Genomic DNA, 24,428 nt, shown 5'->3' with positions numbered 1-24,428 from the left:
TGTCCAATGGCCATTGGGAGGCTATACTATCGCGAAATCGTTGGTAAAACATGGAAAAAATGCGTGCATTTATTGGCCTGGAGCCATCCCCTCAAACTAAAATAAGTATCGCAAATTGGCGCGAGAGAGCCTATCCGCAACTGCGGGGCGAAATTCCAATTGAGAACTTGCATTTAACCCTGTGCTTTTTGGGTAACATCGATGAACAGCAACTGGAGGAAATTACTCAATTGGACAGTATTGCCACCTATTTGCAACTGAACAGTCAGGAAGTTGGCTACTTTGCCAAACCCGCCATCGGCTTTCTGGCCGTTGAGTTAACCTCTCAACTTGCGCAGCTACAGGCCCAACTAGTTAAACAAATCAGTAGCCTGATGCGATTGCGCAAACAGTCTCAGTTCGTGCCTCACATTAGTTTTTGTCGTGATGTCGACAGCCCTTTACCGGCACCGGCAGTCGCGCCTGATTTTCAGTTTGAAATGGATGCTTATCACTTGTACGAATCATTACCCGGTAAAGGCAGAGTGCACTATCGCATTATCCACACCTGGAATAGGATATAAAAATAAGCACAAACCATTTTGCAAAAAAATTGGGTATACTGGACCACTTAGTCAAAATTTTTCAGGAACACTATGCGACAAACGTTTCGCCTTATCATTGACTGTCCTGACCAGGTGGGTCTGGTGGCAGCAGTGAGTCAGTTTTTGGCAGAGCACAACGCCACTATCGTTGAAGCCAGCCACCACACCGACCTTCAGACGGGCCGGTTCTTTATGCGCCACGAAATTTGCGCCGACAATATTTCCATGGACTTGAATCAATTTAAAAGCCAATTCGTGCCCATTGCCGAGCGATTCAACATGCAATGGAAACTCATCGATTCCCACGAAAAGCAAAAAGTAGCGTTGCTGGCCAGTAAAGAGTCTCACTGTCTGAACGATATTCTGCACCGTTGGCACACGGGCGAATTGCATTGCGACATTCCCTGCATTATCGCCAACCATCCACAAATGCAGCAATTTGCCGACTGGTATGATGTGCCTTTTCATTGGATTGATTTCAGTGCCACCAGTAAAGCTCATGCCTTTGAAGAAATTGAAAACCTGTTGGATCATTACAACATCGACGTAATGGTGCTGGCGCGTTTCATGCAAATCTTACCGCCTGAGACCTGTGAAAAATGGCAAGGTAAAGCCATTAACATCCACCACAGCTTTCTACCCTCTTTTGTGGGGGCCAAGCCCTACCAACAAGCATACGAGCGCGGCGTTAAACTCATTGGTGCCACTTGCCACTACGTAACGCAAGATTTGGACGCTGGCCCTATCATTGAGCAGGAAGTGATACGTATCAGCCACAGTGACAGCGCCGAAGATATGGTGCGCAAAGGTAAAGAATGTGAAAAATCAGCCCTGGCTCATGGCCTGCGCAACCATCTGGAAGAGCGCGTTATCATTCATGGCAATAAGACCGTGGTATTCGCCAAATAAACGCGACGCTTATCAGCAATAAAAAAGCCCGACTGTGTCGGGCTTTTTTATCTGTAATAACGCGTTCTCAACAGGAACATACAGCAATCTGGTGATTGCCTGGTCCTACCCTACAAAAATCGCGTTAAGCAGCATGTAGAACACAATCGCCATCGCAGCGCCAGCAGGCAAAGTAACCACCCAGGAAACCACGATGTTGCGGGTGGTGCCCAGATTGAGGTTGCCCACACCATTGGCGATACCCACCCCAATCACAGCACCCACTAAGGTCTGGGTGGTAGATATGGGCAGTCCCGTGCCTGAGGCAATGACAACCGTAGAGGCTGCGGCTAACTCCGCAGCAAAGCCTTTACTGGGTGTGAGTTTCGTCAAACCGTGGCCAATGGTTTGCATTACGCGTTTGCCAAATAAAGCTAATCCGGCGACGATACCCACAGCACCTAAAGGCAATATCCACCAATCCAATGCCGCTTTTGCACCAATCTGCCCATCATTTGATACGACACTTACCACCGCCGCCAATGGTCCAATCGCATTTGCAACGTCGTTAGAGCCATGGGCAAATGCCATACAACAAGCCGTGATCACCATTAATACCGCAAACACTTTTTCAATGCTGCTATAGGCATCGATTCCAGTATGGGTATCTTCGCGCAAGACGCGATTGATCATCCAGCGTCCTACCAGTGCCACAGCGATGGCAATGGCTATAGCTAAAACGTAGCCAGTGGCTTCCGGAAGACCCAGACCAACGTGTTTAAGTCCCTTTTTGATAGTAACCAAAGATAATACGAAGCCCGCCAGTGCCATGTAAAAAGGCACATAGCGCTTGGCATTTTTCAGAGGTTCATCGGATTTAAGAATGAGTTTTTCAGCACTTTTATAGGTTAACCAGGACAATATCCCCGCCAATAATGGTGTTACCACCCAACTGCCTACAATACCGCCCACTTTGCCCCAATGGACGACTTCCGTACCGACGCCAAATACCGCAAAACCGATAATACCGCCCACAATCGAATGCGTGGTAGACACCGGCCAGCCAAAATAGCTGGCAATGATCAGCCAGACACCTGCTCCCGACAATGCCGCGATCATGCCGAATACAAGTTGCTCGGGAATATCCACAAAATAGCCAGCATCGATAATGCCTTTGCGAATGGTGGCGGTTACTTCGCCCCCTGCCAGCCAGGCACCTGCGAATTCAAAAATCATCGCGACTAAAATCGCCTGCTTGATTGTGAGCGCTTTGGCCCCAACTGATGTGCCCATCGCATTGGCGACGTCGTTAGCCCCAATACCCCATGCCATAACAAAACCGACAAACGCAGCAAGAAGAATGAGAATTAAGCCGTATGCCTGAAGAATATCCATTAGAATCCTGAAAAACTAAAACATTGAATCTTGGGGTTGCGACGTACCATAACCCGGTGTTCGCCCGCCGGGCGAAAATCTGGCGCGCAGTTTAACAAAACCGACAGAATGTTACAGTCTTGCAATCTTAATAAAGCAGATATTTAAAGAAACAATAGTGGTGTGTAGTTTACAGCACACTTTTTGAAACTAATGTGCACTACTTATGACGCAGGTTGACACCTCTTACAAAGTAAATCACGTATTCACAAATATTTTTGCAGCGGTCTCCGATGCGCTCCATTGAACGCAGTGACCACAATACTTCCAACCAGGCAGGATCAATTTCGTCTTTTTTCTGCATTTCTTGAATCACTTCAATCAGCAATTGTTTGTACTGCTCATCTACTCGCTGGTCTTGAGCGTGCACCGCTTCAGCAGCAGTGTCGTCCATACGAGCAAAGGCATTCAAGGTGTTTTGAAACATTTCCAGAATCAAATGACCGATATCAAACATATCGGCTTTAATGCGTTCCGACACAGGGATCTGGCCATTGGCCACCATGCGCGCAATCCGCTCGACTTCATCTCCGATACGCTCTACGTCCACATTAATTTTAACCACAGTCAAAACCAGACGCAGATCACTGGCTGCCGGGTGGCGACGTGCAATGATACGCATACATTCTTCGTCGATACGCAATTCCATGTTGTTTACAGTGGCATCACCCAGTACCACTTTTTCGGCGGCTCGTCGGTCATTGGTTTTTAAGGCCGTCAAAGTGCGGTTCAGGTATAGCTCGACTTCTCCCCCCATCGCCAATACGGCATTTTTAAGGGATTCCAACTCCTCATTGAACTTACCTGAGATGTGAGAGGTCATGTTGAAAGATTGCATGGGTACTCCTAATGGAACTCGATAAATTAACCAAAACGGCCGGTGATAAAGGCCTCGGTTTGCTGCTCCAGAGGCATAGTAAACATCACATCAGTACTGGAGTACTCAATGAGTTCGCCATTATTTAAAAAGGCAGTTTGGTCGGATACCCGGGCGGCCTGTTGTAAGTTATGAGTAACGACAATAACGGTGTGCTGTTCTTTTAACTGAAATATCAGCTCTTCGATCATCAGCGTAGAGATAGGATCCAAGGCAGATGTGGGCTCATCCAGCATCAAAATATCGGGCTCTAAGGCCAACGCGCGCGCAATCACCAGGCGTTGTTGCTGTCCGCCAGATAACTTTAACGCCGACTGGAACAATATGTCTTTCACCTCTTCCCACAAAGCTGCCTGCATCAATGAACGCTCAACAATATCATCTAAAATACGACGATCGGTAATACCTTTGATGCGCAAGCCATAAACGACGTTTTCATAAATTGAAATGGGAAACGGATTGGGCTGTTGAAACACCATCCCCACTTGAGTACGCAACGCTGGCACGTTTTGTTTAGCGTGATAAATATTGCGACCGTTGATATAAACATTGCCGGAAACCTTAGCCTCCGGGTTCAGATCGGTCAAACGATTAAAGCAGCCGATCAAAGTGGATTTACCACAGCCACTGGGCCCGATAATAGCGGTAATACTCTGCTTGGGGATTTGTAGTGATATGTTTCTGAGTGCCACCTTGTCGCCAAAACGCAACGACAATTGTTCAACATCTATCGCAATATCGTCGTGATGATCTTGTTTACGACGTTGTTTTGCTAACATGCTGTCCCGATTCCTTTTCATCAATAACCATATCTAGTTTGTAAGCGATTGCGCACCATTATCGCAATAAAATTCAGTATCAGTACCACCAACAGTAAAAGCAAGCAGGTGGCGAACATCATTCCCGCCCCTTGCTGAGTTGATTGCCCGTGAAAGGCACCATCATAAATCAAAACCCCCAAATGCATAAACTGCCGCTCCAGATGCAAATAGGGAAACTCACCATCCAGAGGTAACACAGGGGCATAGCGCACAGCCCCTACCATCAACATGGGAGCCACCTCCCCCGCAGCTCTCGCAACAGCAAGGATAATACCCGTTAATAAGCTGGAACTGGCCACCGGCAAGACGATTCGTCGAATAGTTTCATAGCGAGTAGCGCCTAAGGCATAACTGGAATAACGCAATGATTCAGGCACTCTGCGCAAGCCTTCCTCTGTTGCCACAATCACCACAGGTAAGGTAAGTAATGCCATAGTCAATGAAGCCCAAAGCAAACCCGGTGTACCAAATGTTGGATTAGGTAGGGTATCCGCGTAAAACAGCTCGTCGATACTGCCGCCCATCTGATAAACGAAAAAGCCCAGCCCAAATACGCCATAGACAACCGATGGCACAGCCGCAAGATTGCTCACAGCTAAGCGAATTAAACTCACCACAGCGTTATTTGGTGCGTATTCCGTTAAATATATGGCGGCCATGATACCCAGAGGGGAAACGATTACCGCCATCAAAAGCACCATCAAGACCGTGCCAAAGATGGCAGGGAATACCCCCCCCGACTGGTTGGCATCACGGGTATCTTCGGTTAAAAATAACAGCAGATTACTGCTCATGACACCCAGCTTTCGAAAGAATCCCATACCGTTGGGATAAAACACCTGACGTACCTCTTGAAGCGGTAAAGTCTGCATTTCAGAGGCGGCATCCATTACCACAATGTTATATTGTGCCAACACTTTCTCGATCTCGGATAATTCCTTGCGATTTGATTGATAGCGTTCAAGGAGTGTTTGCATGGCCGCACTATCTTCACTCACGCCTTTTGCTCTTAAACTGGCAATCGCCGTGTTGATGCTTACCATATCGCCTTCGTTGATATTGGCATATTGTTCCTGCAAATCAGTAACAATATTCAAGGCCTGTGGTAATTGCTCCAGCTGCAAGTGCTCACCAATAATATTGAGAAATATTGGCTGAGCCAGCAAAAAACGTCCGTCGTTTAAGTCGATACGAGCCAGGTTCTCTGGCTCCTCAATGCTGCTAATAAACTTGGGGTTAAGTAGCACCTGAGTTTGGTTACGAGGTCTTTGCCATGAATCCTGGTTGAGCCATATACGGCCCTCGTGGCCAGTTTGTAAGCGCTCACTAGAAACATAGCCAAAAAGTTGTTGACTAGCTGCTGTGTTAGATTCGTAATTAACAAGCTGGATACTCTTCGGCCAGAAAAACTCCAGCCCCTTGCCTACTACTAAAATTAATATACCCAACAGGGCGAAGATCACCATCGCCTGAGCAAGGCCGGCAAAAAATTTAACGCTTTGCTCTTTAAGCGCGTAAAGAAAGTGAGCAGGCGGTTTCATAATTTGTAGCGGTGCCTTAATCGGATACGTAAAAACTCAGCAAGCGTATTAAATACAAAGGTAAACATAAACAGCAGTAAAGCTATGAAAAACAACACCTGATAATGTACGCTATCGGGTTGTGCTTCGGGCAGCTCAATGGCCAGATTCGCCGTCATAGAGCGCATGCTTTCCAACAAGCTCCAGTCAGCGACGGGTGTATTACCGCTGACCATTAACACTATCATAGTCTCCCCAACAGCACGGGCAAAACCCAACATTAGTGCCGACAAGATCCCCGGCAAGGCGACTTTCAAGACGATCCGCAATAGAGTTTGAGTGCGCGATGCCCCCATTGCAAAGGAAGCCTTTGCCAAACTACTTGGCACCTGGTAGATAGCATCTTCTGCAATGCTGAATACCGTGGGAATAATGGCAATCCCCAGCGCAATGGCGAGCACAAATGTGCTTTTCAACTCGGAACTCAATAGGCCACCGGTGTCGGTTCTCCACAACCACCGAAACCAGTCGGGATTTGCGCTCTGAAGCCAGTGGAATGCAAACAGGAATGCGAAAATCAACAGGGTAAAAAACAACAACTCCCAACCGTAGATATTGCGATGTCGATTGGTTTCATTGAGCCACACAAACAACAGCAAAAACAAAGGGGTAAACAACAGGAATAATAACACGGCAAGCAAATAATTTTCGGATACTGGCAATAGCCAAATAGCGGCCAAAAAGCCAATGACCACCGAAGGAATGGCTTCCAGTACTTCCACATAAGGCTTGATCAATCGGCGCAATCTCGGCCCGGCATAATAAGCAGTATAAATAGCACTGCCAATCGCCAAAGGCATTGCCACGACAATAGCCAAAAAGGCCGCCTTGATGCTACCCATAACCAAAGGGACTAAACTGAACTTTGCTTGCGCCTGGTCCGTTGCTGAAGAGGTTTGCCAGATATAATCGGGTTCGGGATAGCCGTCGTACCAGAGCTCTTGCCAAAAACTGGCAAAGGAAACCACGGATTCTGGATTTTCCACCTTCCAGTGCTGAAGCGTCTCACCGCTTTGCAACCAAATATCGCCGGCTCTTGCCACAACATGGTCAAAGGCTGGCAGCGTCTCCACATAATCGGTTATTTCCCCTGTGGTAGCATTAATAAAGAACTGCTTGCCATCGACAAAAGCCACTACCAGGTCCCCCGACACATGCATAAGCTTCTGTAATCGCTGCCCGGGCAAAGGAAATTGATAGAGTCTCTCCAACGACATCACACCGTTGTCATTCACCAATGACCACTTTTCCACCGCCATTTGTGCATTAACCAACAGTACCGAGCGTTGAGTTGACAAGCTCACAGCCACCAATATTTCGGGTTGTTGCGCACCTCGATAATATTGGAACTGTTCATGCTGTTCATCGAGCATCATCAGGTGACCACCCGCAAAAAGTAGCTCCAGACTATCACTGTCAATTCGCTGAGGGTCAGCGTTACCCAAGTTAATGTTTTTGATATGTTTTTTCAGTGTTCTGCTGTTTCGGTCATATTGTAGATAGTGCCAACCATCGACAATGGATTTAATGAGCAGGGTTATTTCCTGAGAGCTGAAATGAGGCTGCCAACTCAGATTGGATTCGGGTTGAATGGTTGCGGGCAAGCGCACACTAAATTCCAGCTTCTTTTGCCCGCGATGAAGTCCATCAACAGACCAGGCTCGAAACAAGTTATTGGCACTGAGCTCCAGTAAATAGGTTTGTTCTGCGTGAGTTTCCATGCGCAGATAGCCGCATGACACCCCCGGCGTAGCCATCGAGTGGCTATGGCGAGACTCTACCTGGTAGCGTTGCATCTCGCCATCGCGTGGCTTTCGCAGTAATGACAACTGACAGGTCTGATTGTCTAACAGCAATATTTCATCGCTGCTGTAACCCGTTTGAGCATTGATTAGGCGCTCGTCCGAGTGCAATGGAAACTGATATTGGGCAACGAATACCGGATCATCCAATAAGGGTCGGGTCACAGAAAACAAATGCCAGATCAAAATCAAAAGCGTGACCAATACCAGCCAACCACCGAATGTAATTGCTCTGGTAACCTGGCGGTCTATTTTAACGCGCTGTTTTTGCAGTCGCTTTAGATGATCTCTGGCCAATGTCGGTACTTTTATAATTTGAAGATTTGAAGGCAGCTAGTGTGGCTGCGCCAAACTGCTGCAAGGTAACATACTTTACTTAACATTTGATACAACGAAAATTTAATGACAATTTGATACAACGCACAATTGTGTTCGCTAGTACTTGCTGTTAACAATCGGTGTCGTATAGTTAGAAATAAATAAGGACAAGTTGAGTAATTGTATGAAATCTATAGTGATCACCTTAGTAGGTAACGACAAACCGGGTTTGATAGACTCTATTGCAAAAGCCATTTCAAATGCGCAAGGCAACTGGCTGGCAAGTAGCTTTGCCCACATGGCAGGTCATTTCGCGGGCTTTGCAGAAATCCAAATTCCAGAAGAAAACGAAGCCGCGCTGCTGGCAACTTTGGAAAACCATCCGGATCTGAAAATCACTCTGAGCGAAGGGGTCAGTGGCCAGCAGGCAGAAATGCGCAAAGCCACCATCGATATTGAGGCCAACGACCGGCAAGGTATTGTTAAGGAACTCACCCATGTGCTGAACACCTTTAACCTGAATATCATGCAATTTGATTCAGTGTGTGAAAGTGCTCCTAATTGGGGGAATTTAATGTTTAAAGCCACCGCCGAAGTGGATTTACCCTTAGACCTGGACACCCAAGAGCTGCAAAGTGCACTTGAAGATTTATCCGATGACCTGATGGTAGACATAAAATTATAATCGTTGCAGCTTTGCTGTTAAGATAGGTCTGCCTTGATTGTCAGTACACTTGTGGCGATTTGTCATAAAATCGTCACCATCGCGCAAGATCATTTGTAACTATTAATTTCCGTTCAGAAACGAAACACATGTCGCAAGAAATCAATCTCTATTACCCCAAAGAACTAAGCTGGCTGTCCTTTAATGAACGCGTATTACAGGAAGCTGCCGATAAAACCAATCCCATTGTAGAGCGCATTCGATTCCTCGGGATTTACTCCAACAATATGGATGAGTTTTTCAGGGTACGTGTGGCGGAAGTCAGACGTCAGTTAACCATCTACACCAACAATAAAGACGAGCAAAAAGAGCAGGAAATTAAGTCACTGTTGGAGAAGATGCATAAGAAAATTTTGGGTTTGACCAAAGATTTCGACAGAGTGTTTAAAGACGTTGAGCGCACCCTGGCCCGCTACAACATTCATATCATTGATAATACCGAAGTTACTGAATTTCAGAAGAATTGGCTGGAAGGTTTTTTCAAGAACAAAGTTTTGCGTCACATCGCCCCGATTCTGGTGCACCGCAAAGTCAATCTGGTTGAGCGTTTAAACGATTCAGGTAACTACCTGGTGGTACAAATCCAGTGCAATGACAAAGCGAATCGCTACGCGATTATTGAAGTGCCCACCCAAGATCTATCGCGCTTTGTCGTAGTGCCACCGGAAAAAAGCAAAAAGAAAAAACATATAATATTGCTGGATGACATCATCAAACTGAATCTGGAGCGCATATTCAAAGGTTTTGTTAAGTTTGATTCTCTGCAAGCTTTCTCCTTCAAAATGACGCGGGATTCAGAATACGAAATCAACGACGAGATTGACGAAAGTTATATGGAGAAGATGTCGGATGGCATGAAACAGCGCCTTATCGCTGAGCCGGTGCGTTTTACTTACGATGAAAACATGCCAGAAGATATGTTGGAGTTTATTAAGAAAAAGCTGGGCATGTCTTCTCTGGATAGCGTGATCGCCAGCGGCGCCTACCGCAACTTCAGAGATTTTATTGGCTTTCCCAATGTAGGAAGAGAGTACCTGGAAAACCCGGAATTGCCCGCCATACACACTCAGGATTTTTCTCAATACGATACGGTTTTTGAAGCCATTACCAGCAACGACGTGCTACTTTACTACCCCTATCATCGATTTTTACATCTGTCCGAGTTTGTTCGTCAGGCGGCATTCGATCCCAATGTAAAACATATTCGCATGAACTTATACCGCCTGGCGAGTAAGTCGCGCATCATCAGCTCCTTAATTGATGCCGTGGATAACGGTAAAAACGTAACTGTGGTGATGGAGCTCAAAGCGCGATTCGACGAAGAAGCCAATATCGAATGGTCAAAACGCATGACCGATGCCGGTATTCGCGTACTACTGGGCATACCTACGCTGAAAATTCACTCCAAACTCTGTGTAGTCACCCGTGAAGAAAAAGGCGAATTGATACATTATGCTCATATCGGCACCGGCAACTTCAACGAAAAAACCGCGAAGATCTACACCGATTTCAGTTTGTTTACCCGCAATCAGGAAATTGCCACCGAAGCCGTGAGCGTGTTTGATCTTATCCAATACCCGTACCGCTCATTCAAGTTTAAACACTTGCAAGTGTCACCGATTAACAACCGTACTAATCTGCAAAAGCTAATACGCTCTGAAATTGCCAATGCCACCCAAGGCAAAAAAGCACGTATCGATTTAAAAGTGAACAATCTGGTGGATGCAGAGCTCATTGATGACCTCTACAGAGCCAGCCAGGCTGGCGTAAAAATCAGAGCCATAATCCGCGGTATGTGCTCACTAGTTCCGGGTATCAAAGGAGTCAGCGATAATATTACTATCACTTCTATTGTCGACCGTTTTCTGGAACACCCGAGATTGGTGGTGTTTGAAAACGAGGGCGACCCTAAGGTATACATCTCCTCAGCCGACTGGATGGCACGTAATATGGACAATCGCATCGAGGTGGGCTGCCCGATATACGACAGTAGATTGAAACAGCGCATCATTGATATTCTGGAAATTCAATTCAAAGATACCACCAAAGCTCGGGTCATTGACGCGGAACAAAAAAACTCCTATGTTGCGCGAGGAAACAGAAAGAAAATACGCTCTCAGGTAGAAACTTACAAATACCTCACCGACCTTGAAGATGTTGTAGACACCTCCGACGACGAGATACCTGAAAAGCCGTAACGCAGTAGTTTTGCCGGGGTGCCACACGCACTCCGGTGTTCATCGGAATTGATATGACAGACCTTGAAGACGCCCTGGCAGGGGTGGACAGCAGAGAAGTAACCCCCGTAGCAGCATTAGATATTGGCTCCAATAGCTTTCATCTGGTGGTGGCGCGGATCATGGCCGGAAGCGTGCAAATCCTGCACAGAGTAAAACAAAAAGTCCGTCTCGCAGATGGATTGGACGATGACGGCATGCTCAGCAAAGAAGCCATTGAAAGAGGTATGGCGGCCCTGGAAGAATGCAAAGAGAGCATGCTGGGCTTCAAACCCGAAAAAGTCAGAATCGTAGCTACCTACACATTGCGCAAAGCCATTAATAGTGGTGAATTCATCAGTGCAGCCAAAAAAATACTGCCCTACCCTGTAGAGGTGATATCCGGTGTTGAAGAAGCTCGCCTGATTTATCAAGGTGTAGCGCATACCAATGCTGCAAGCGGGAATCGCCTGGTGGTGGATATCGGTGGTGGCTCCACCGAATTTATTGTCGGGGAAGGCTTTGATCCGCTATTGATGCGCTCTTTGAGTATGGGCTGTGTCAATTTTACTCAGCGCTTCTTTGCTGATGAAGAATTAAAGGAAAAAGCCTTCCAAAAAGCCATTACTGCCGCGCATCAGGAATTAGAGCTGATCAGTGACAAATACCGAGCCATGGGCTGGGATGTCTGTATTGGCACCTCAGGTACCATTAAAACCCTTGCGAACGTCTGTGCCGAACTGGAAGGCCGTTCAGAGCCCGCAAAAATCACCAAAGACAATCTCAAACAGCTGATTAAGCACTGTTGTGAGGCGGGTAAAGTCAGCAAACTCAACTTAAGTGCCATCACTGAAGATCGTTTGCCGGTGTTCGCCGCGGGACTGGCTGTGTTGATGGCCGTATTTGAAAGTCTGGATATCACCGAAATGGAATACTCTAGTGCCGCGTTACGCGAAGGTGTGTTGTACGAAATGGAAGATCGTTTAATGCATCATGACATTCGTCAACGCACCGCAGAAAGTATCGCAACTCGCTATGACGTGGATATCCATCAGGCGCGTCGAGTTCTACAAACAACCTCTTCCTTGTTACAGCAAGTGGCTGACGACTGGCAATTACAAGAGCCCGAATTACAAAGTATTCTGGGCTGGGCAGCACTGCTACATGAAGTTGGTCTACAGATTAACTCCCGTCGTGTGCAGCACCATTCAGCCTATATTTTGACCCATGCTGACTTGCCAGGTTTTAACCAAGAGCAACAAAGTCTGCTTGCGACGCTCGTGGCCTGTCACCGTAAAAAATTCAACGCCGACGATATTCCCAAGTTCGAACAATTCCAGCGTGAACACGTTTATGCGCTGATCAGTCTTTTGCGCATTGGTGTGTTACTCAACATAAAACGACAAGATAATTTATTGCCTGAAATGAACGCCAAGGTGGATGACGATAAACTGCACCTGATATTCGCAGATAGCTGGTTGGAAAACAAACCGCTGATTGAAGCCGATCTCGGTGTAGAGGCCGGTCGTCAGGAATCGTTGGGAATTACCTTGTCATTTGCATAAAGCCCATTCTAACTGCTAATTTTTTGACTCCAATGTTGGATTTTTGACTTCATAATTCATCATAATTCTTACTTCCGTTGAGTTTGAATTTACGCCGATAAAGCACGAAACTTCGGGGATTGATGGATTATTTGCAAGGATGGACTTTCCCTGTGCCAAAGGAGTGCGCAACGATTCGATTGTGAAATCGCTTTATTACCGGAGAAATGTACTTGAAAACAATAGGTTATGTAGAAGATAACGATGCCATCAGAGAGAATTACGCGGAATGCTTCATGGAAGCAGGATTTCAGGTAATTGCTTTTGGCGAAGCAGAAAGTGCATTAGAAGCCTTTAAAAAGTCCATGCCAGACCTGTTATTATTGGATATTGGACTCGGACATCAGCGCGACGCTGGCCTGCAATTGTGCCTGGAAATTCGCAAATTCAACGATACTGTACCGATCATTTTCCTGACTTCTCACGACAAAGATTACGAAAAGATCTCTGGCTTGCGTTTAGGTGCCGATGATTACATCACCAAGGATGCCGATATCGATTACGTTATCGTGCGCATCGAAACATTGATGCGTCGAATTCAAGCACTGCAAAACGCTTCCGGTAGTGAGGTTCCAGCGGCGTCAGAAGGCAATACCACAGAGTTGAGTTTGGACCACAATACCTATCAGGCATGGTGGCAAGGAGAACTATTAGATCTGAGCCTGACCCAGTTTTGGATCCTGGACGAGCTACAAAAAGGCGCGGGGCAGCTTTGCTCTCATGCAGCATTAATGAAGGCCGCGAATATTGTGGTAGAACCCAATACCATCGTTGCCCATGTTAAGTCTATCCGCAGCAGCTTCAAAAAAGTCGATGCCGACTTTGATAACATTCGCACCGTGCGGGGTGTGGGTTATCAATGGTTGGAAAAAAGCCACTAGCTGGCTTTTTTCGGCTTATATGATGAAAGTCGCCCGTTGCATTGAAGTCCTGATGATGTGGAATTTCACAAATCATTCAAACACAAACAGACTGCAAAAACCGGGCAACAGGTTCATTACATTTTGGCTTTGTTTATTCACTTTTTATAGTAACGCAAGCCCGCTTTCCGAGCCCTTGCTATTTTCTGAAGCAGAGCAAGTCACCATTGCCCAAGGGCTGCCATCAAATACCATTTTTTCTCTAAAACAGGACAGGCTTGGGTTTATCTGGGCCGGAAGCCCTTCTGGTTTAGGGTTACTCAATGGATACACAGCCCAGACCTTCAATCACCCTGACTTGCCAGAATTATCCACCATGAGCCCCGGTAATATCTTTCTGGATAACCAGGATATTCTCTGGGTTGGCACTTGGGGAAAGGGCATAAAAGCCATTAATCGCAATCGCACCAGGCTGCAAGATTTGTCCTGGATAAGCGATACCCTTTCCAGCGAGCGCATTCAAACCATTTTTCAGTCCCGAGACAATGCCATCTGGGTAGGCACCTTTGACAATGGCTTATTTCGCATTCAAGCAGAAAAAAAACAAATACAGTCCTGGCATTTTAATGAAGGCACACCGGGACTAAACCACAATCGCATCTGGAGCCTTGCGGAAGACACCAATGGCAACCTGTGGATAGCCACATCCAATGGCTTAAACCAATTCAATGTACACACTGGCGAATTTAACAGTTACTACAACTCCAATGAGCTGTCCGTCGCCGACAAACTCATCAGAACGTTACTCATAAAGAACGATGAACTCTGGTTTGGAACCAATCTTGGCTTTTTCAAAATGAACCTCGAAACCAAACAAATTGAAAAAGTGATGCCGCCGGGAAGGGATATTATTTCGGTAAATCGCATCGTAGCACATAACGATAGCGGTTTATGGATAGGTACCTTCTCAGGGATTTATTACTACTCGCTGGCGCAGCAAAAATTTTTGATGTTCGATGAGCAGCAATACAGTTTCTTGGCCCAAAAAGACATACGAGATATCTTCGTTACTCCCAGAGAGGTGCTGCTACTGGCAACCCGCTATTCGGGAATTTACAAACTCAACTTGCGCCCTAAACCCATTCAACAGATCAAAAATACTCACTATAACGACCAGAATAAATTGCAGATCTGGGAAATGGCCAAAGATGCGGATGGCAATGTTTGGGCCGGTACTAACGATGGCATTCTACGTTTTAATTTAAACAGCAAAACAACACTTCACCTGCCCTCAGTACTGGAAAACAGTATCACTGGCCTGACCCTGTCAGTCACCTTCAACAAGGACAAAAGCCAGTTGTGGATTGGCACCGTCAATCGGCTCTACAACTATAACATGCAAAGCGGTGAATTGCGCTCATTCAACGAACAGCTAGACATTAGTCAGCTTAACCACATTCGCTTATTTGTTGATAAAACAGATAGCCTTTGGGTGAATTCCGCTCACCAGGGTGTATTAAAAGTATCTTCCACCGGTGAATCAATTCACTATCACACTGAAGCTCCTCTGCCTTACAAACTGCCTGACAATAACATTGCACAACTGGCGGAATCACCCGATGGTAAGCTTTGGATGGTGACCGGAAACAGTGAGGTCCTGTACAAACGCCCTCAGGATGAGTTTTTCACTCGCTTGCCTTTGTTGTTGCCACCAGAAGACGCTGAAGCCAATCTGATCGCCACCAGTTTACATGTGGGTCGCAATAACCTGGTGTATGTTGGCACCTATTCAGGCTTATTAAAAATTAACGCCAATACTGGCCAAACACAGCGGCTCACTATTAGTGATGGTTTAGCCAATGATGAGATCAGAGGGATTGCCACTGACTGGCCCGGTAATCTATGGGTTTCAACCGGGACAGGCATTACTCGCATCAACGCCGATGGACTGGACTTCAGGAGTTTCGGACGTATCGATGGCCTCAACAGCCCTTCCATGAACCTACGCTCAATACTCAACTGTACTGATCAAATGATGTGTTTTGGCAGCTCCAACGGCATTAATTACATTGAAGAATTGGAGTCCTGGCAAACCGATCATAATGAAAACATCATCATTTCAAATCTTTGGATAAATCAGGAAAAACAACCTTACCCTTCCACGGGTGACAACTATCTCAACCTGATTTTGCAAAGCGACGAACGCAATATTAAGTTCCAATTTGGCAAAATTGATCATCGACCCGCAGCTACCCATGAATTGTATTTCCGCCTGGAAGGATTTGATGACAAATGGTACGCCAGTGACGTCTCGCGTATCGCCAACTACACAAATTTATTGCCGGGCAGTTACGTATTCGAAGTAACAGATTCCCCCACCCACTATCAAAAACACAACAGCGCCAAAGTGGTATTGGAAATTATTCCGCCATTTTGGTCCAGGCTTTGGGTGCAAGTAGCCGCGGTTTTTGGGACGCTGGCGATCCTGACCTTGGGCTATCAAACTCGCATCAATCAAATCCGCAGCAATGAACAGAAACTCAACAAGTTAGTAGATATCCGAACCCGTAATATGGCGTTGTTGGGAGATATTGGTATGGAAATCACTCGCTCGCTAAATTTCCAGGAAATCTTTTACAACCTGCAGAAACACTTAAAATCGATCCTCACCGAGCACGACTTTATGTTGGGCTTGCTCAATGAGGAAAAAAACGCCATCCATTTTGATCTGGTCATTAGTAACTTCGAGTCCTTGAGCCGTCACTCCATCAGTCTGGCTGAACAGCCCGATATCTGCGTACAAGCCTTTAAAGACAATAAAGAAATTGTGATTAATAACAATCGCGACAAAAAGCAGGCGTTGGAAAATGGCATGAGCCTGAACTTGCTGGGTGACTATAAATCTTGTACGTGTTTACCGCTGCAAATTAACGGTAATGCAACCGGAGTGATTTTTGTCAGAAGCCGCACTGAAAACGCTTATGGCGAATATGAGCGTCAGTTTTTGCGCACTATTGCGGCCTACACCGCCGTAGCACTTAAAAATGCACGCTTCTACCAGGAACAAAAACACACCCACGAAAAACGCATTACCTGGCTTGAGAATATCACTCACTATCTCAACCACGAGATGAAAAACTCCATTCTGGGAGCTCAAACTTCGTTAAACATGCTCAACCGAAAAATAAAAGACGGTGAGCTACACAAGTATGTGGACCGGGCAGAGAAGAGTCACAAGGAAATGCGCAGTATTATGAAGGCAGTGAGTGAAACCACTTCACTAGAAGCATCCATAATGCAAACCTCTTCCTCAGAATTCGATGTCAGTAGCGTCATATCTGAGCGCCTTGAAGATTATGAGGCCATTTACCCTGAGGCGTCTGTAGTGGGTTACATCACTCCATTTATCTTTATCAGGGGCAATGAAGCATTGATTGTGCAATGTCTCGACAAGTTGGTGAACAACGCCATCGAGCACCATACCCCCAAGTCCGATATAGAAGTCAGCGTGGAATTGATTGACAGTAACTGCGTTATCTCAGTAACGAATGTGGGTGATCCGCTACCGGAAAAAGTGGAAGACATGTTTAACTTGTTTACTTCCTCTAAAGCCGATGCCCGCAAAGGTAACTTTGGTATGGGGCTATATGTAGCAAGACTGATTGCAGATTTTCACAACGGGCAGATTACCGCCGGGCCACTGGTGCAAAGCTTTCTGCAAGGAGCCCGGTTCGAATTGCGCATTCCTATCGAATAGGGGTTAAAACTCATGCCACGCACCTTAAGTCGCTTCACAAAAACAATATCTAAGCCACACTTGATCGCCCTGATGTTACTACTGCAATTGCCGTGGCATAGCGCACTCGCCGCTAACAGTATCACCTGGGCAATCGCTCATTATCCGCCGAGGTTTGTTATTGAGGCACCAGGCAAATTTGGCGGACAAGCGGGTTTGCAACACGAAATACTGGAAGCGGCACTGCCCCAATACCAACATGTTTATAAGCAATACAGTTACGCCAGCTTTGCTCAAGCCTTGCTCAAACAAGAGCCGGTGTGTACCAGTATGATTTTAAAAACTCCAGAACGAGAGATGCTTGCCGCATTTTCCATTCCCTGGCATATCGACTTGCCTATCGCACTTGCCATCACAAGAGATGCCTGGCAACGCATTGGTAGTCCGAAAACAGTCCTTTTCAAAGATGTAATACAAGATGAAAGGATCAAAGGCGGTATCGAACAAAAACGTTCTTATGGCGTTCTGGACGACCTCATTAAAGACCTCGCTATCAATAAAAACCTGGACAAATACGAACTCATCGCATCACAAATTTTGCCACTGCTGCAAACTGGCGGCATAGATTACACCCTGGAATACCCCTATCTGGCAGAGTATTACCTGCGTAATATTAAGACCCGAAAAGACATCATCTCCGTGCCCATAGAAGATGGGTTTGACTATGTCTTTGGTTATATCGCTTGCACCAAAAACGACTGGGGCCAAGCATTGATAAAAAGGTTAAATGAAGTGATACGCGAAGAACGGCAAAAACAAGGCTACCTCAACCTGTTAAAAATGCTCTATCGCTCTGATAGCGACAGAGCAAAAATGGAAAGCATTTATTATCAGCACTTTTTAGCATCGGAAGAATAACCCGACAACACTCTATCCAGTTATCCATAATCCGCCCTTAACTGCCCGCGATTCATTTTTGTTCATATTGCAAACAAGCAGCTTCATGCAAAACTGGTTATTTTATCATCAAACCTAGCAAAGACATGGAGTAAGCTATGACCCAAATTGAAATCCCTGCACGCGCCGTCAAACTTTGGTTTTGGATGTTAGAAGACTCAGGCGAGCCCAAATTAGAAGCGCAATCGGAAAGAGCCCTGCTGTCGCTATTCAAAGATCTCGACGCCGCTCGAGAGTTCCTTAAGCAGCATCCTGTGCAGTAATAAGCTTCGCATTTAAAAAAGGTCAGAGCCAGGATAATTTGATTATCTGACTGGTCACAATGAATTTATTAAGCCCGCCTTAGCGGGCTTTCTTATGTATGGTGTGGGATACTGCCAAGAATCAAATAGCACTTTTAATAAATGCAATTGGATGCCAGTTTCGGAGCAAAATTTAAACGGCTCTGACTCCAATTATCCCTAGTTCGACAGCGGCGTCCACATTAGCTGGTGAGGCTGCTGGTGCGGCTACTGCTGAAGCTATAAAACAGAAGAACGAAAAAAGACATAACTGATCATCTAAAAATATTTTTATATATTGCGTTTTTAAAGAAATGAGACAAAAAAATTCATACAAAAATTTAGTTCTAATTAGCTTGTTCGATACAACCAAGATTGCAGTTTTTGGGTTTGTTGTTTTCGTTGGTATTTTTTGCCTGCTCATTGCAGATGGTAACTGCTTTGAGCGAATACATGAAAAGATTGACTACTTTGCTCTATATCTCATGGCAATGTATTTGATAGCTTTTCCTATAGACGTAGTCAATAGTATTAAGAAAAACAAGAATGAAAGAATATAAAGGGGTCGTAGTAAAATTAAACCTGAACCTGTGCTTTAGGATCAAAGAAATCAGTTTCGCTGAAGCCGACTGCTAAAACCAAGCTGCTCCATTTCATATGCAATCCGTTATAATGCCCTTAAAAATCTGCTGTGGATTACAATATTGCTCGATAAATTATTCAAAAAGAAGCCCAAATCCGCTTACGAGGCCATTGGCGGTGAACAAGGTACACAAAAGCTGGCCAATACCTTTTATGACATCATGGAGACGGATGAGTTTGCCGCTGAACTTTTAGCCTTGCATCCAAAGCCCATGGACAGCATTCGGCAAAAGTTTTTTGAGTATTTAAGCGGCTGGTTAGGCGGCCCACCACTTTATGAAGCCCAGTATGGGCATCCGCGCTTGCGCGCCAGACACTTGCCTTTTGAAGTGAGCGATAACATGGTGGAACAATGGTTGTATTGCATGAACAAAGCGTTAAACGAGGTAGTGGAAGACGACAATGCCCGCGAGGCTATTCGACAACCAATTACGCAATTGGCGCGACATATGAAAAATAGCTGATGTACATTTTCCTTAGAGGAGCCCCTCAAGGGGAAACCTCTGCGGAAAACCAAATTTAACGACTCACCTTCATATTGGTACTATTCAATGATCGTTATTCAGTGTGAGCAGTCATTTAACAGCTTTATTCATCAACCATTTGGAAGTGTAGCCTGCACTTCCAAATAGACTGACAGCCCCGGCTAACCAAGGTAAACCTCCCTCCCAACCGGTCCACTGTATTTGTGCAAAGCCGAAAACAAAAATGTAAGCAACGAGCCCCCACACCGCAACAACGCTGATTAAACTCCCTACGTTAGCTGGCATCAAACCTCCTTTGGATGAAACTTTTTTTGATCTGAAAAAAGACAGTTCATTAGTCTAGAATACGTGCCTTTTAACTGCTAAAGGAACTGAGAAAGTGCAACAAAATATAAATTTATCACACGTTTACAATAGGTTACGGAGTCTACATGGATAATGTTACCCATGTTCAAAACCAAAAACAGCGCCATCAGGCGCTGTTTTCACTATTATTCCATGCTACTTTCAAAAGGCAAAGCGGCGATCCATTTTCACTTCTTTACGGCGTGAACCATCAATTTTGTACACTGGCAACTCACGAATATCAGCGCGTTCACGACGGGCCACATAAGGCACCAACTGTGAATAGCCCTCACGATTACCTGCCGTCATAGTGGCTTCGAACAAGGCGACACAACCCACCGTTGTTACTTTTACATCCGTAAAATAGTACTCCAGAACATTGGTCAACTGACGGACATTATCCAATCTGTTGTTGAGCACGCCTTTTTTGTTGTACATCGACATTAACAAACTGGAGATTTTACCGTTTTCACCTTTACCTAAGAGTGTGCTACCAAACACTTTACCGCGCGGAGCCAGGCACATACGGGCATTGTGAAAGATGGTAGACAGGCGATTTTCGAAACTGCCTTGCAAGCTCTGGATAACCATATTCAGGTTAATGGAATCGAATTTGCGATTCTTAAAGTTCCAGGACTGCAATAAACTCGCGCAATACAAATGCGGATTTAAGTGTTTGGCGTTTTTATGAGCGGCTTTCAAAGAATCTTTGTCGGAATCTAAAAAGGATACCTTCAGCTCTGAATTGGCTTTCAAACGCTTAACCAGTGAATAACCACCTTCTACACCCACCTCCAGGTGATTCTTGGAGATGTTGCGCTTAAACAATGTTACCAGCTCAGCTTCAGGGCAGCTCCACGCAAGTTCATTCACCAGATCATGACCCAATACCTTAGACAAGGTGCTCAATGGTGTTCTCTTTCCTGTTGCGACTTGTTCATCCATTTTTAATGCCGCAGATGTAATAGTCTTTTTCATAGTGCTTTCCTTTACGATGAAGAATCACGGTGAGTTGATTCTGTACCAGGTCGAACTGCAAAATTGCCTGAAGGGTTTTACGATGAAGAAAGTGTAAAAAATGCAAGATGAATCATCTTCTGCCTGACGTGAAAGAAAATGATGCGAAATGGGAAGGAATATCTCCAGCTGCAGGATTTATGCAGAAACCAGCTACACAATGTATGAATTAGTAGCGTATTTCCCCTTTATCAGCTTTTGTAAAAGCCAAAAAAATTAGCTATCACTATGTTTTTATTGATTTTTTATCTCAAAATTCATTTAAGATCATAGTTGTTAAAGCTGCGTTAACAATAACAACTTACCTGAATCCGTGAGTAAATAGATGTCGCCTTGTTGATCTTGTTCGATACCTCTTAAGCGCTCGTCAAGATGGGTAAGCAAAGTCACCTGCTCTGCCACCTTCCCTTCTTTTAATTTCACCAGGCGCAACTCTCGGGTTTTCAAGGTTGTTACCAATAAATGGCCGTTTAACTCTGCAAACTTATTGCCGCGATACAGCAGCATATCGGACGGGGCAATAGAGGGAGTCCAATCCAATAAAGGTTGTTGCATTCCGGGATACTCTTTAAAGGGACTAATATTGGCACCCGAATAGTCTTTGCCGTTGGTGATCACAGGCCAACCGTAATTAAGGCCTTTTTTTATGATATTGATCTCATCGCCACCAGCCGGTCCATGTTCATGACTGTAAACCACACCAGATTGCACATCGAACAACAACGCTTGTGGATTACGATGGCCCAAAGTCCAAACGAATGCCGCATTATCATCGGCTGCAAACGGGTTATCAGCTTTCACCTTGCCATTTAAGCCCATACGCAAGACTTTACCTAACATAGAGTTTTTTATTTGAGCAGACTCGCGATAGTCAAAACCATCTCCCGATGCCAATAACAGGGCGTCATTGGTTACAGCAATTCGGCCACCGTAATGTACTGGTGTATCTTTACCCGGCGTGATGCTAAAAATGTCCGTGCCATTTTCCAGGGCCATGGCATCCTGGTTAAAAGTCGCTTTATATAATGTTAACGCGTTATTGCCTGCATCCCCTTTTGCATAAGACAAAAACAGTAAGTGATTTTCAGTGAAATCGGGATGCAACTCTACATCCAACAATCCGCCTTGACCGGCAAAAAACACAGAGGGTGTACCCTGCACCAATGATTTCTTGCCATCCTTGAAATAAATAAGTTGGCCACTGCGCTCAGTGATCAACCAGCCGCCACCGGGCAGCTGCGTGAGCGCCCAAGGCACATCCAGGCCCTCGACCACAACCTCTGCATCATAATTTGCTTGTGCGGTGCTGATGCTTGAGGACAAGAGCAATAAAAATACTGTGAGTAATCGCATAAAAGGGCCAATCATTTTTATTTGATAATCATTTTAGGGAAGACATAGCGCTTTGCCAGTGTTTTAATAAATCAAAAGGCTCTGTTCGAGGCACAAGATGAAATTAACACTCCACTTCCTTGCTGCTTGCATAACCACTTTTATACTGGCCAGTGTCGCTCATAGCCAGATGGTGCTGGCTGAGTTAGCTAATATTAATGTCGTCATTACCGAGGCTGATCGATTCCAGATGACGTTATCTGATCTTGCAGGTTTATTGCCGAGCTATGGTGCTGTTATTGCGATTTCACTGCTACTGGCTTTTTCTATCAAGTGGCTTATCTCCAGTAAGATAAAGCAGCTGCCAGATAGCCTGTATGTATTAGCTGGCTTTTTGGCGATTGCCTGCGCATTAGCTGCCATGCACCCAATTTTAGATATTACTTTAATTGCAGGCGCAAGAACCCCATTTGGCTTATTCCTACAAGCCTTGAGTGGTGCTATCGGTGGATATGTATTTATGAAACTGCGCCAATAGCAGTAAACCAAACTGCAGAAACAAAAAAAGCGCCAGGTGGCGCTTTTTCAATAAGTGATAGTGTTCACTTAAGAAGACAAATCAGCCTGCAAGGCTTCGAAGCTGGTCTTCTCTGAAGACACATAGCGCTGCCATTGCTTCGCCATTCTGGAAGTCCCTTTGAACTTTTCAGCTTCCGCCAGTGCATTCAGTGCCTCGGCAAACTGCTGCTGGTTGTACAGTGACATGCCAATTACCAGATGCGCTGTACCGGGGCTACGCAAATCGCCTTTATCCAGTGCGATACGGGCGTTTTCGATGGCCTGGTCAAACTGTTCCGTATTCAGGAACAATTGCGCTAACTGAGCGTTGAGTTCGCCATCTTCGGACAATTCAGCCGCTGCCTGCATAACCGGGATAGCTTTATCAGAATCGCGAGAAGCCGCATAACACTGAGACAAGAAACGCAGGTTTTTCAGGTTGCGATCCAGCTTGCCATTCTCCATGGCCTCTTCCATTATTCTGGCACCTTTGTATGGTACCTGATGATAATAGTAGAGCTGCGCCAGGTTGAACATATCGCTGCCCGACTCAACATAGCCTTGCTGATACGCGGCTTCCATTACCGCAAGCTGCTTCTTCTCTTCACCAATTTCGCCATACATCGCGCCTAACTGTAACCAGTATTTAGGCTTTTCATAATAGCGAACCAGTTTCACCAAAACTTCAGTCACCTTTTTAGGTTGTTTTAGTTCGTAGTAAATGGCGCGCTGCAGGATATACCAGTTTTCATCGGCAATACCGTCATCAGGGTTTTCTTCCTGAGTGGCGATTGCTTGCTCAATATAGCCAGCCGCTTCCTGGTAGCTCTTTTTCTGGTACATGGCCTGGGCTTTTAACACGTAGTTTTTAGCCGGTATCTTGCCATTGTTTAATGCTTCCCAGCGCTCAATGTAGATAAGTACATCGTCGTACTTTTCCTGCATCAAGCTTAACTGTGCCAGACTGAACAACGTCCCTTGTTCAAAGCTTTCCGGGATCGGTTGCTGTTCGACCACCAGCTTAAATGACTCATAGGCTTGAGTGTAATCTTCAGCGTTGTAATAAACGAAACCGTAGAAGTTATACATCATGGCGCGTTCATAGCTGTTCATTGAATCGGATTTGTCTTTCACTTCATCCAATATCTCAATAGCACCAGCAACATCGCCCTCATCACCCAGTTTTTGGGCACGAGCCAACTGCTCGTATACCTTGCCACGCAGTGCCGGTACACGTTTTGTTTTGCGCTCTGCTTCCTGAGCCAAGGCAACACCACCGGACAGCAAATCCGTAGAGGCTGGTGCCACATAAATCACGGCTCCTAATAGGGCACAAGCAACTGCTGATAAACGTCGTTTTAACATCT

At 45.6% G+C, this 24,428-nt stretch carries 20 protein-coding genes; 11 read left to right on the top strand and 9 right to left on the bottom strand.

Annotated elements, in window-relative coordinates; translation table 11 throughout:
• Window positions 1–50: 50 nt before the first annotated feature.
• The gene (gene thpR / locus AABA75_RS04295; RefSeq protein ID WP_338291288.1) at window positions 51–563 is read left to right on the top strand and encodes an RNA 2',3'-cyclic phosphodiesterase; all 513 of its coding nucleotides are present in this window, start codon (window positions 51–53) and stop codon (window positions 561–563) included.
• Between the two features lie 72 nt (window positions 564–635).
• A complete protein-coding gene (gene purU, locus AABA75_RS04290) occupies window positions 636–1,493 on the top strand; it encodes a formyltetrahydrofolate deformylase (RefSeq protein ID WP_338291287.1) in 858 nt (285 codons plus the stop codon).
• A gap of 105 nt (window positions 1,494–1,598) precedes the next feature.
• On the opposite strand, the gene AABA75_RS04285 is transcribed toward purU, so the two are convergent.
• From AABA75_RS04285 to AABA75_RS04265, 5 genes are all read right to left on the bottom strand, one after another.
• Window positions 1,599–2,867 carry an inorganic phosphate transporter gene (locus AABA75_RS04285; RefSeq protein ID WP_338291286.1) on the bottom strand — a complete coding sequence of 423 codons (1,269 nt, stop codon included), beginning with the start codon at window positions 2,865–2,867 and terminating at the stop codon, window positions 1,599–1,601.
• Between the two features lie 199 nt (window positions 2,868–3,066).
• Window positions 3,067–3,744 carry a phosphate signaling complex protein PhoU gene (gene phoU, locus AABA75_RS04280; RefSeq protein ID WP_338291285.1) on the bottom strand — a complete coding sequence of 226 codons (678 nt, stop codon included), beginning with the start codon at window positions 3,742–3,744 and terminating at the stop codon, window positions 3,067–3,069.
• A 26-nt stretch (window positions 3,745–3,770) separates the two neighbouring features.
• Window positions 3,771–4,562 (bottom strand): phosphate ABC transporter ATP-binding protein PstB, encoded by a 792-nt coding sequence (gene pstB, locus AABA75_RS04275; protein ID WP_338291284.1) that lies wholly within the window; start codon window positions 4,560–4,562, stop codon window positions 3,771–3,773.
• A gap of 20 nt (window positions 4,563–4,582) precedes the next feature.
• Window positions 4,583–6,145: a phosphate ABC transporter permease PstA gene (pstA, locus tag AABA75_RS04270; protein ID WP_338291283.1), complete on the bottom strand. Its 1,563-nt coding sequence runs from the start codon at window positions 6,143–6,145 to the stop codon at window positions 4,583–4,585.
• Window positions 6,142–8,283 (bottom strand): ABC transporter permease subunit, encoded by a 2,142-nt coding sequence (locus AABA75_RS04265; protein WP_338291282.1) that lies wholly within the window; start codon window positions 8,281–8,283, stop codon window positions 6,142–6,144. The genes pstA and AABA75_RS04265 overlap by 4 nt, the downstream gene beginning before the upstream one ends.
• A 205-nt stretch (window positions 8,284–8,488) precedes the next feature.
• Between AABA75_RS04265 and AABA75_RS04260 the strand changes: the two genes are divergently transcribed.
• From AABA75_RS04260 to AABA75_RS04225, 8 genes are all read left to right on the top strand, one after another.
• Entirely contained in the window at window positions 8,489–8,989 is a 501-nt protein-coding gene (locus tag AABA75_RS04260; RefSeq protein WP_338291281.1) for a glycine cleavage system protein R, read from the top strand.
• A 128-nt stretch (window positions 8,990–9,117) separates the two neighbouring features.
• Window positions 9,118–11,226 carry a polyphosphate kinase 1 gene (gene ppk1, locus AABA75_RS04255; RefSeq protein WP_338291280.1) on the top strand — a complete coding sequence of 703 codons (2,109 nt, stop codon included), beginning with the start codon at window positions 9,118–9,120 and terminating at the stop codon, window positions 11,224–11,226.
• Between the two features lie 53 nt (window positions 11,227–11,279).
• Window positions 11,280–12,809, top strand: a complete 1,530-nt coding sequence (gene ppx, locus AABA75_RS04250; RefSeq protein WP_338291279.1) for an exopolyphosphatase — start codon at window positions 11,280–11,282, stop codon at window positions 12,807–12,809.
• A 212-nt stretch (window positions 12,810–13,021) separates the two neighbouring features.
• On the top strand, window positions 13,022–13,729 hold the full coding sequence (locus AABA75_RS04245) for a response regulator transcription factor (protein WP_338291278.1): 708 nt from the start codon (window positions 13,022–13,024) through the stop codon (window positions 13,727–13,729).
• 175 nt (window positions 13,730–13,904) lie between these two features.
• Window positions 13,905–17,465: a two-component regulator propeller domain-containing protein gene (locus AABA75_RS04240; RefSeq protein WP_338291277.1), complete on the top strand. Its 3,561-nt coding sequence runs from the start codon at window positions 13,905–13,907 to the stop codon at window positions 17,463–17,465.
• Window positions 17,466–17,477: 12 nt separating this feature from the next.
• The gene (locus AABA75_RS04235; RefSeq protein WP_338291276.1) at window positions 17,478–18,362 is read left to right on the top strand and encodes a transporter substrate-binding domain-containing protein; all 885 of its coding nucleotides are present in this window, start codon (window positions 17,478–17,480) and stop codon (window positions 18,360–18,362) included.
• Window positions 18,363–18,499: 137 nt separating this feature from the next.
• Entirely contained in the window at window positions 18,500–18,664 is a 165-nt protein-coding gene (locus AABA75_RS04230; protein WP_338291275.1) for a hypothetical protein, read from the top strand.
• A 722-nt stretch (window positions 18,665–19,386) separates the two neighbouring features.
• A complete protein-coding gene (locus AABA75_RS04225) occupies window positions 19,387–19,788 on the top strand; it encodes a group II truncated hemoglobin (RefSeq protein WP_338291274.1) in 402 nt (133 codons plus the stop codon).
• Window positions 19,789–19,899: 111 nt separating this feature from the next.
• Here the strand turns inward: AABA75_RS04225 and AABA75_RS04220 are convergent, their stop codons facing one another.
• The 3 genes from AABA75_RS04220 to AABA75_RS04210 all read right to left on the bottom strand — a co-directional run bounded on the left by AABA75_RS04220 (window position 19,900) and on the right by AABA75_RS04210 (window position 22,524).
• The gene (locus AABA75_RS04220) at window positions 19,900–20,094 is read right to left on the bottom strand and encodes a hypothetical protein (protein WP_338291273.1); all 195 of its coding nucleotides are present in this window, start codon (window positions 20,092–20,094) and stop codon (window positions 19,900–19,902) included.
• Window positions 20,095–20,316: 222 nt separating this feature from the next.
• The gene (locus AABA75_RS04215) at window positions 20,317–21,132 is read right to left on the bottom strand and encodes a hypothetical protein (RefSeq protein ID WP_338291272.1); all 816 of its coding nucleotides are present in this window, start codon (window positions 21,130–21,132) and stop codon (window positions 20,317–20,319) included.
• Between the two features lie 315 nt (window positions 21,133–21,447).
• Window positions 21,448–22,524 (bottom strand): PQQ-dependent sugar dehydrogenase, encoded by a 1,077-nt coding sequence (locus tag AABA75_RS04210; protein WP_338291271.1) that lies wholly within the window; start codon window positions 22,522–22,524, stop codon window positions 21,448–21,450.
• A 97-nt stretch (window positions 22,525–22,621) separates the two neighbouring features.
• On the opposite strand from AABA75_RS04210, the gene AABA75_RS04205 reads away from it, so the two are divergent.
• Window positions 22,622–23,041, top strand: a complete 420-nt coding sequence (locus tag AABA75_RS04205; protein ID WP_338291270.1) for a hypothetical protein — start codon at window positions 22,622–22,624, stop codon at window positions 23,039–23,041.
• A gap of 68 nt (window positions 23,042–23,109) precedes the next feature.
• Here AABA75_RS04205 and AABA75_RS04200 read toward each other — a convergent pair whose 3' ends face one another.
• Window positions 23,110–24,426 carry a tetratricopeptide repeat protein gene (locus AABA75_RS04200; protein ID WP_338291269.1) on the bottom strand — a complete coding sequence of 439 codons (1,317 nt, stop codon included), beginning with the start codon at window positions 24,424–24,426 and terminating at the stop codon, window positions 23,110–23,112.
• Window positions 24,427–24,428 lie beyond the last annotated feature (2 nt).

The organism is Planctobacterium marinum (assembly GCF_036322805.1).
In the GTDB taxonomy this organism is placed as follows: Bacteria; Pseudomonadota; Gammaproteobacteria; order Enterobacterales; family Alteromonadaceae; genus Planctobacterium; species Planctobacterium marinum_A.
The sequence above is the reverse complement of the archived record's forward strand: the minus strand, read 5'-3'. Positions and strand labels throughout refer to the sequence as shown.

What these genes read in the sequence shown, in the direction of transcription:
- AABA75_RS04210 (WP_338291271.1), bottom strand. Translation starts at nt 22,524, where the DNA reads ATGCGATTACTCACAGTATTTTTATTGCTCTTGTCCTCAAGCATCAGC.
- AABA75_RS04205 (WP_338291270.1), top strand. Translation starts at nt 22,622, where the DNA reads ATGAAATTAACACTCCACTTCCTTGCTGCTTGCATAACCACTTTTATA.
- pstB (WP_338291284.1), bottom strand. Translation starts at nt 4,562, where the DNA reads ATGTTAGCAAAACAACGTCGTAAACAAGATCATCACGACGATATTGCG.
- AABA75_RS04260 (WP_338291281.1), top strand. Translation starts at nt 8,489, where the DNA reads ATGAAATCTATAGTGATCACCTTAGTAGGTAACGACAAACCGGGTTTG.
- AABA75_RS04215 (WP_338291272.1), bottom strand. Translation starts at nt 21,132, where the DNA reads ATGAAAAAGACTATTACATCTGCGGCATTAAAAATGGATGAACAAGTC.
- AABA75_RS04285 (WP_338291286.1), bottom strand. Translation starts at nt 2,867, where the DNA reads ATGGATATTCTTCAGGCATACGGCTTAATTCTCATTCTTCTTGCTGCG.
- AABA75_RS04200 (WP_338291269.1), bottom strand. Translation starts at nt 24,426, where the DNA reads ATGTTAAAACGACGTTTATCAGCAGTTGCTTGTGCCCTATTAGGAGCC.
- phoU (WP_338291285.1), bottom strand. Translation starts at nt 3,744, where the DNA reads ATGCAATCTTTCAACATGACCTCTCACATCTCAGGTAAGTTCAATGAG.
- purU (WP_338291287.1), top strand. Translation starts at nt 636, where the DNA reads ATGCGACAAACGTTTCGCCTTATCATTGACTGTCCTGACCAGGTGGGT.
- thpR (WP_338291288.1), top strand. Translation starts at nt 51, where the DNA reads ATGGAAAAAATGCGTGCATTTATTGGCCTGGAGCCATCCCCTCAAACT.
- AABA75_RS04220 (WP_338291273.1), bottom strand. Translation starts at nt 20,094, where the DNA reads ATGCCAGCTAACGTAGGGAGTTTAATCAGCGTTGTTGCGGTGTGGGGG.
- ppk1 (WP_338291280.1), top strand. Translation starts at nt 9,118, where the DNA reads ATGTCGCAAGAAATCAATCTCTATTACCCCAAAGAACTAAGCTGGCTG.
- ppx (WP_338291279.1), top strand. Translation starts at nt 11,280, where the DNA reads ATGACAGACCTTGAAGACGCCCTGGCAGGGGTGGACAGCAGAGAAGTA.
- pstA (WP_338291283.1), bottom strand. Translation starts at nt 6,145, where the DNA reads ATGAAACCGCCTGCTCACTTTCTTTACGCGCTTAAAGAGCAAAGCGTT.
- AABA75_RS04230 (WP_338291275.1), top strand. Translation starts at nt 18,500, where the DNA reads ATGACCCAAATTGAAATCCCTGCACGCGCCGTCAAACTTTGGTTTTGG.
- AABA75_RS04235 (WP_338291276.1), top strand. Translation starts at nt 17,478, where the DNA reads ATGCCACGCACCTTAAGTCGCTTCACAAAAACAATATCTAAGCCACAC.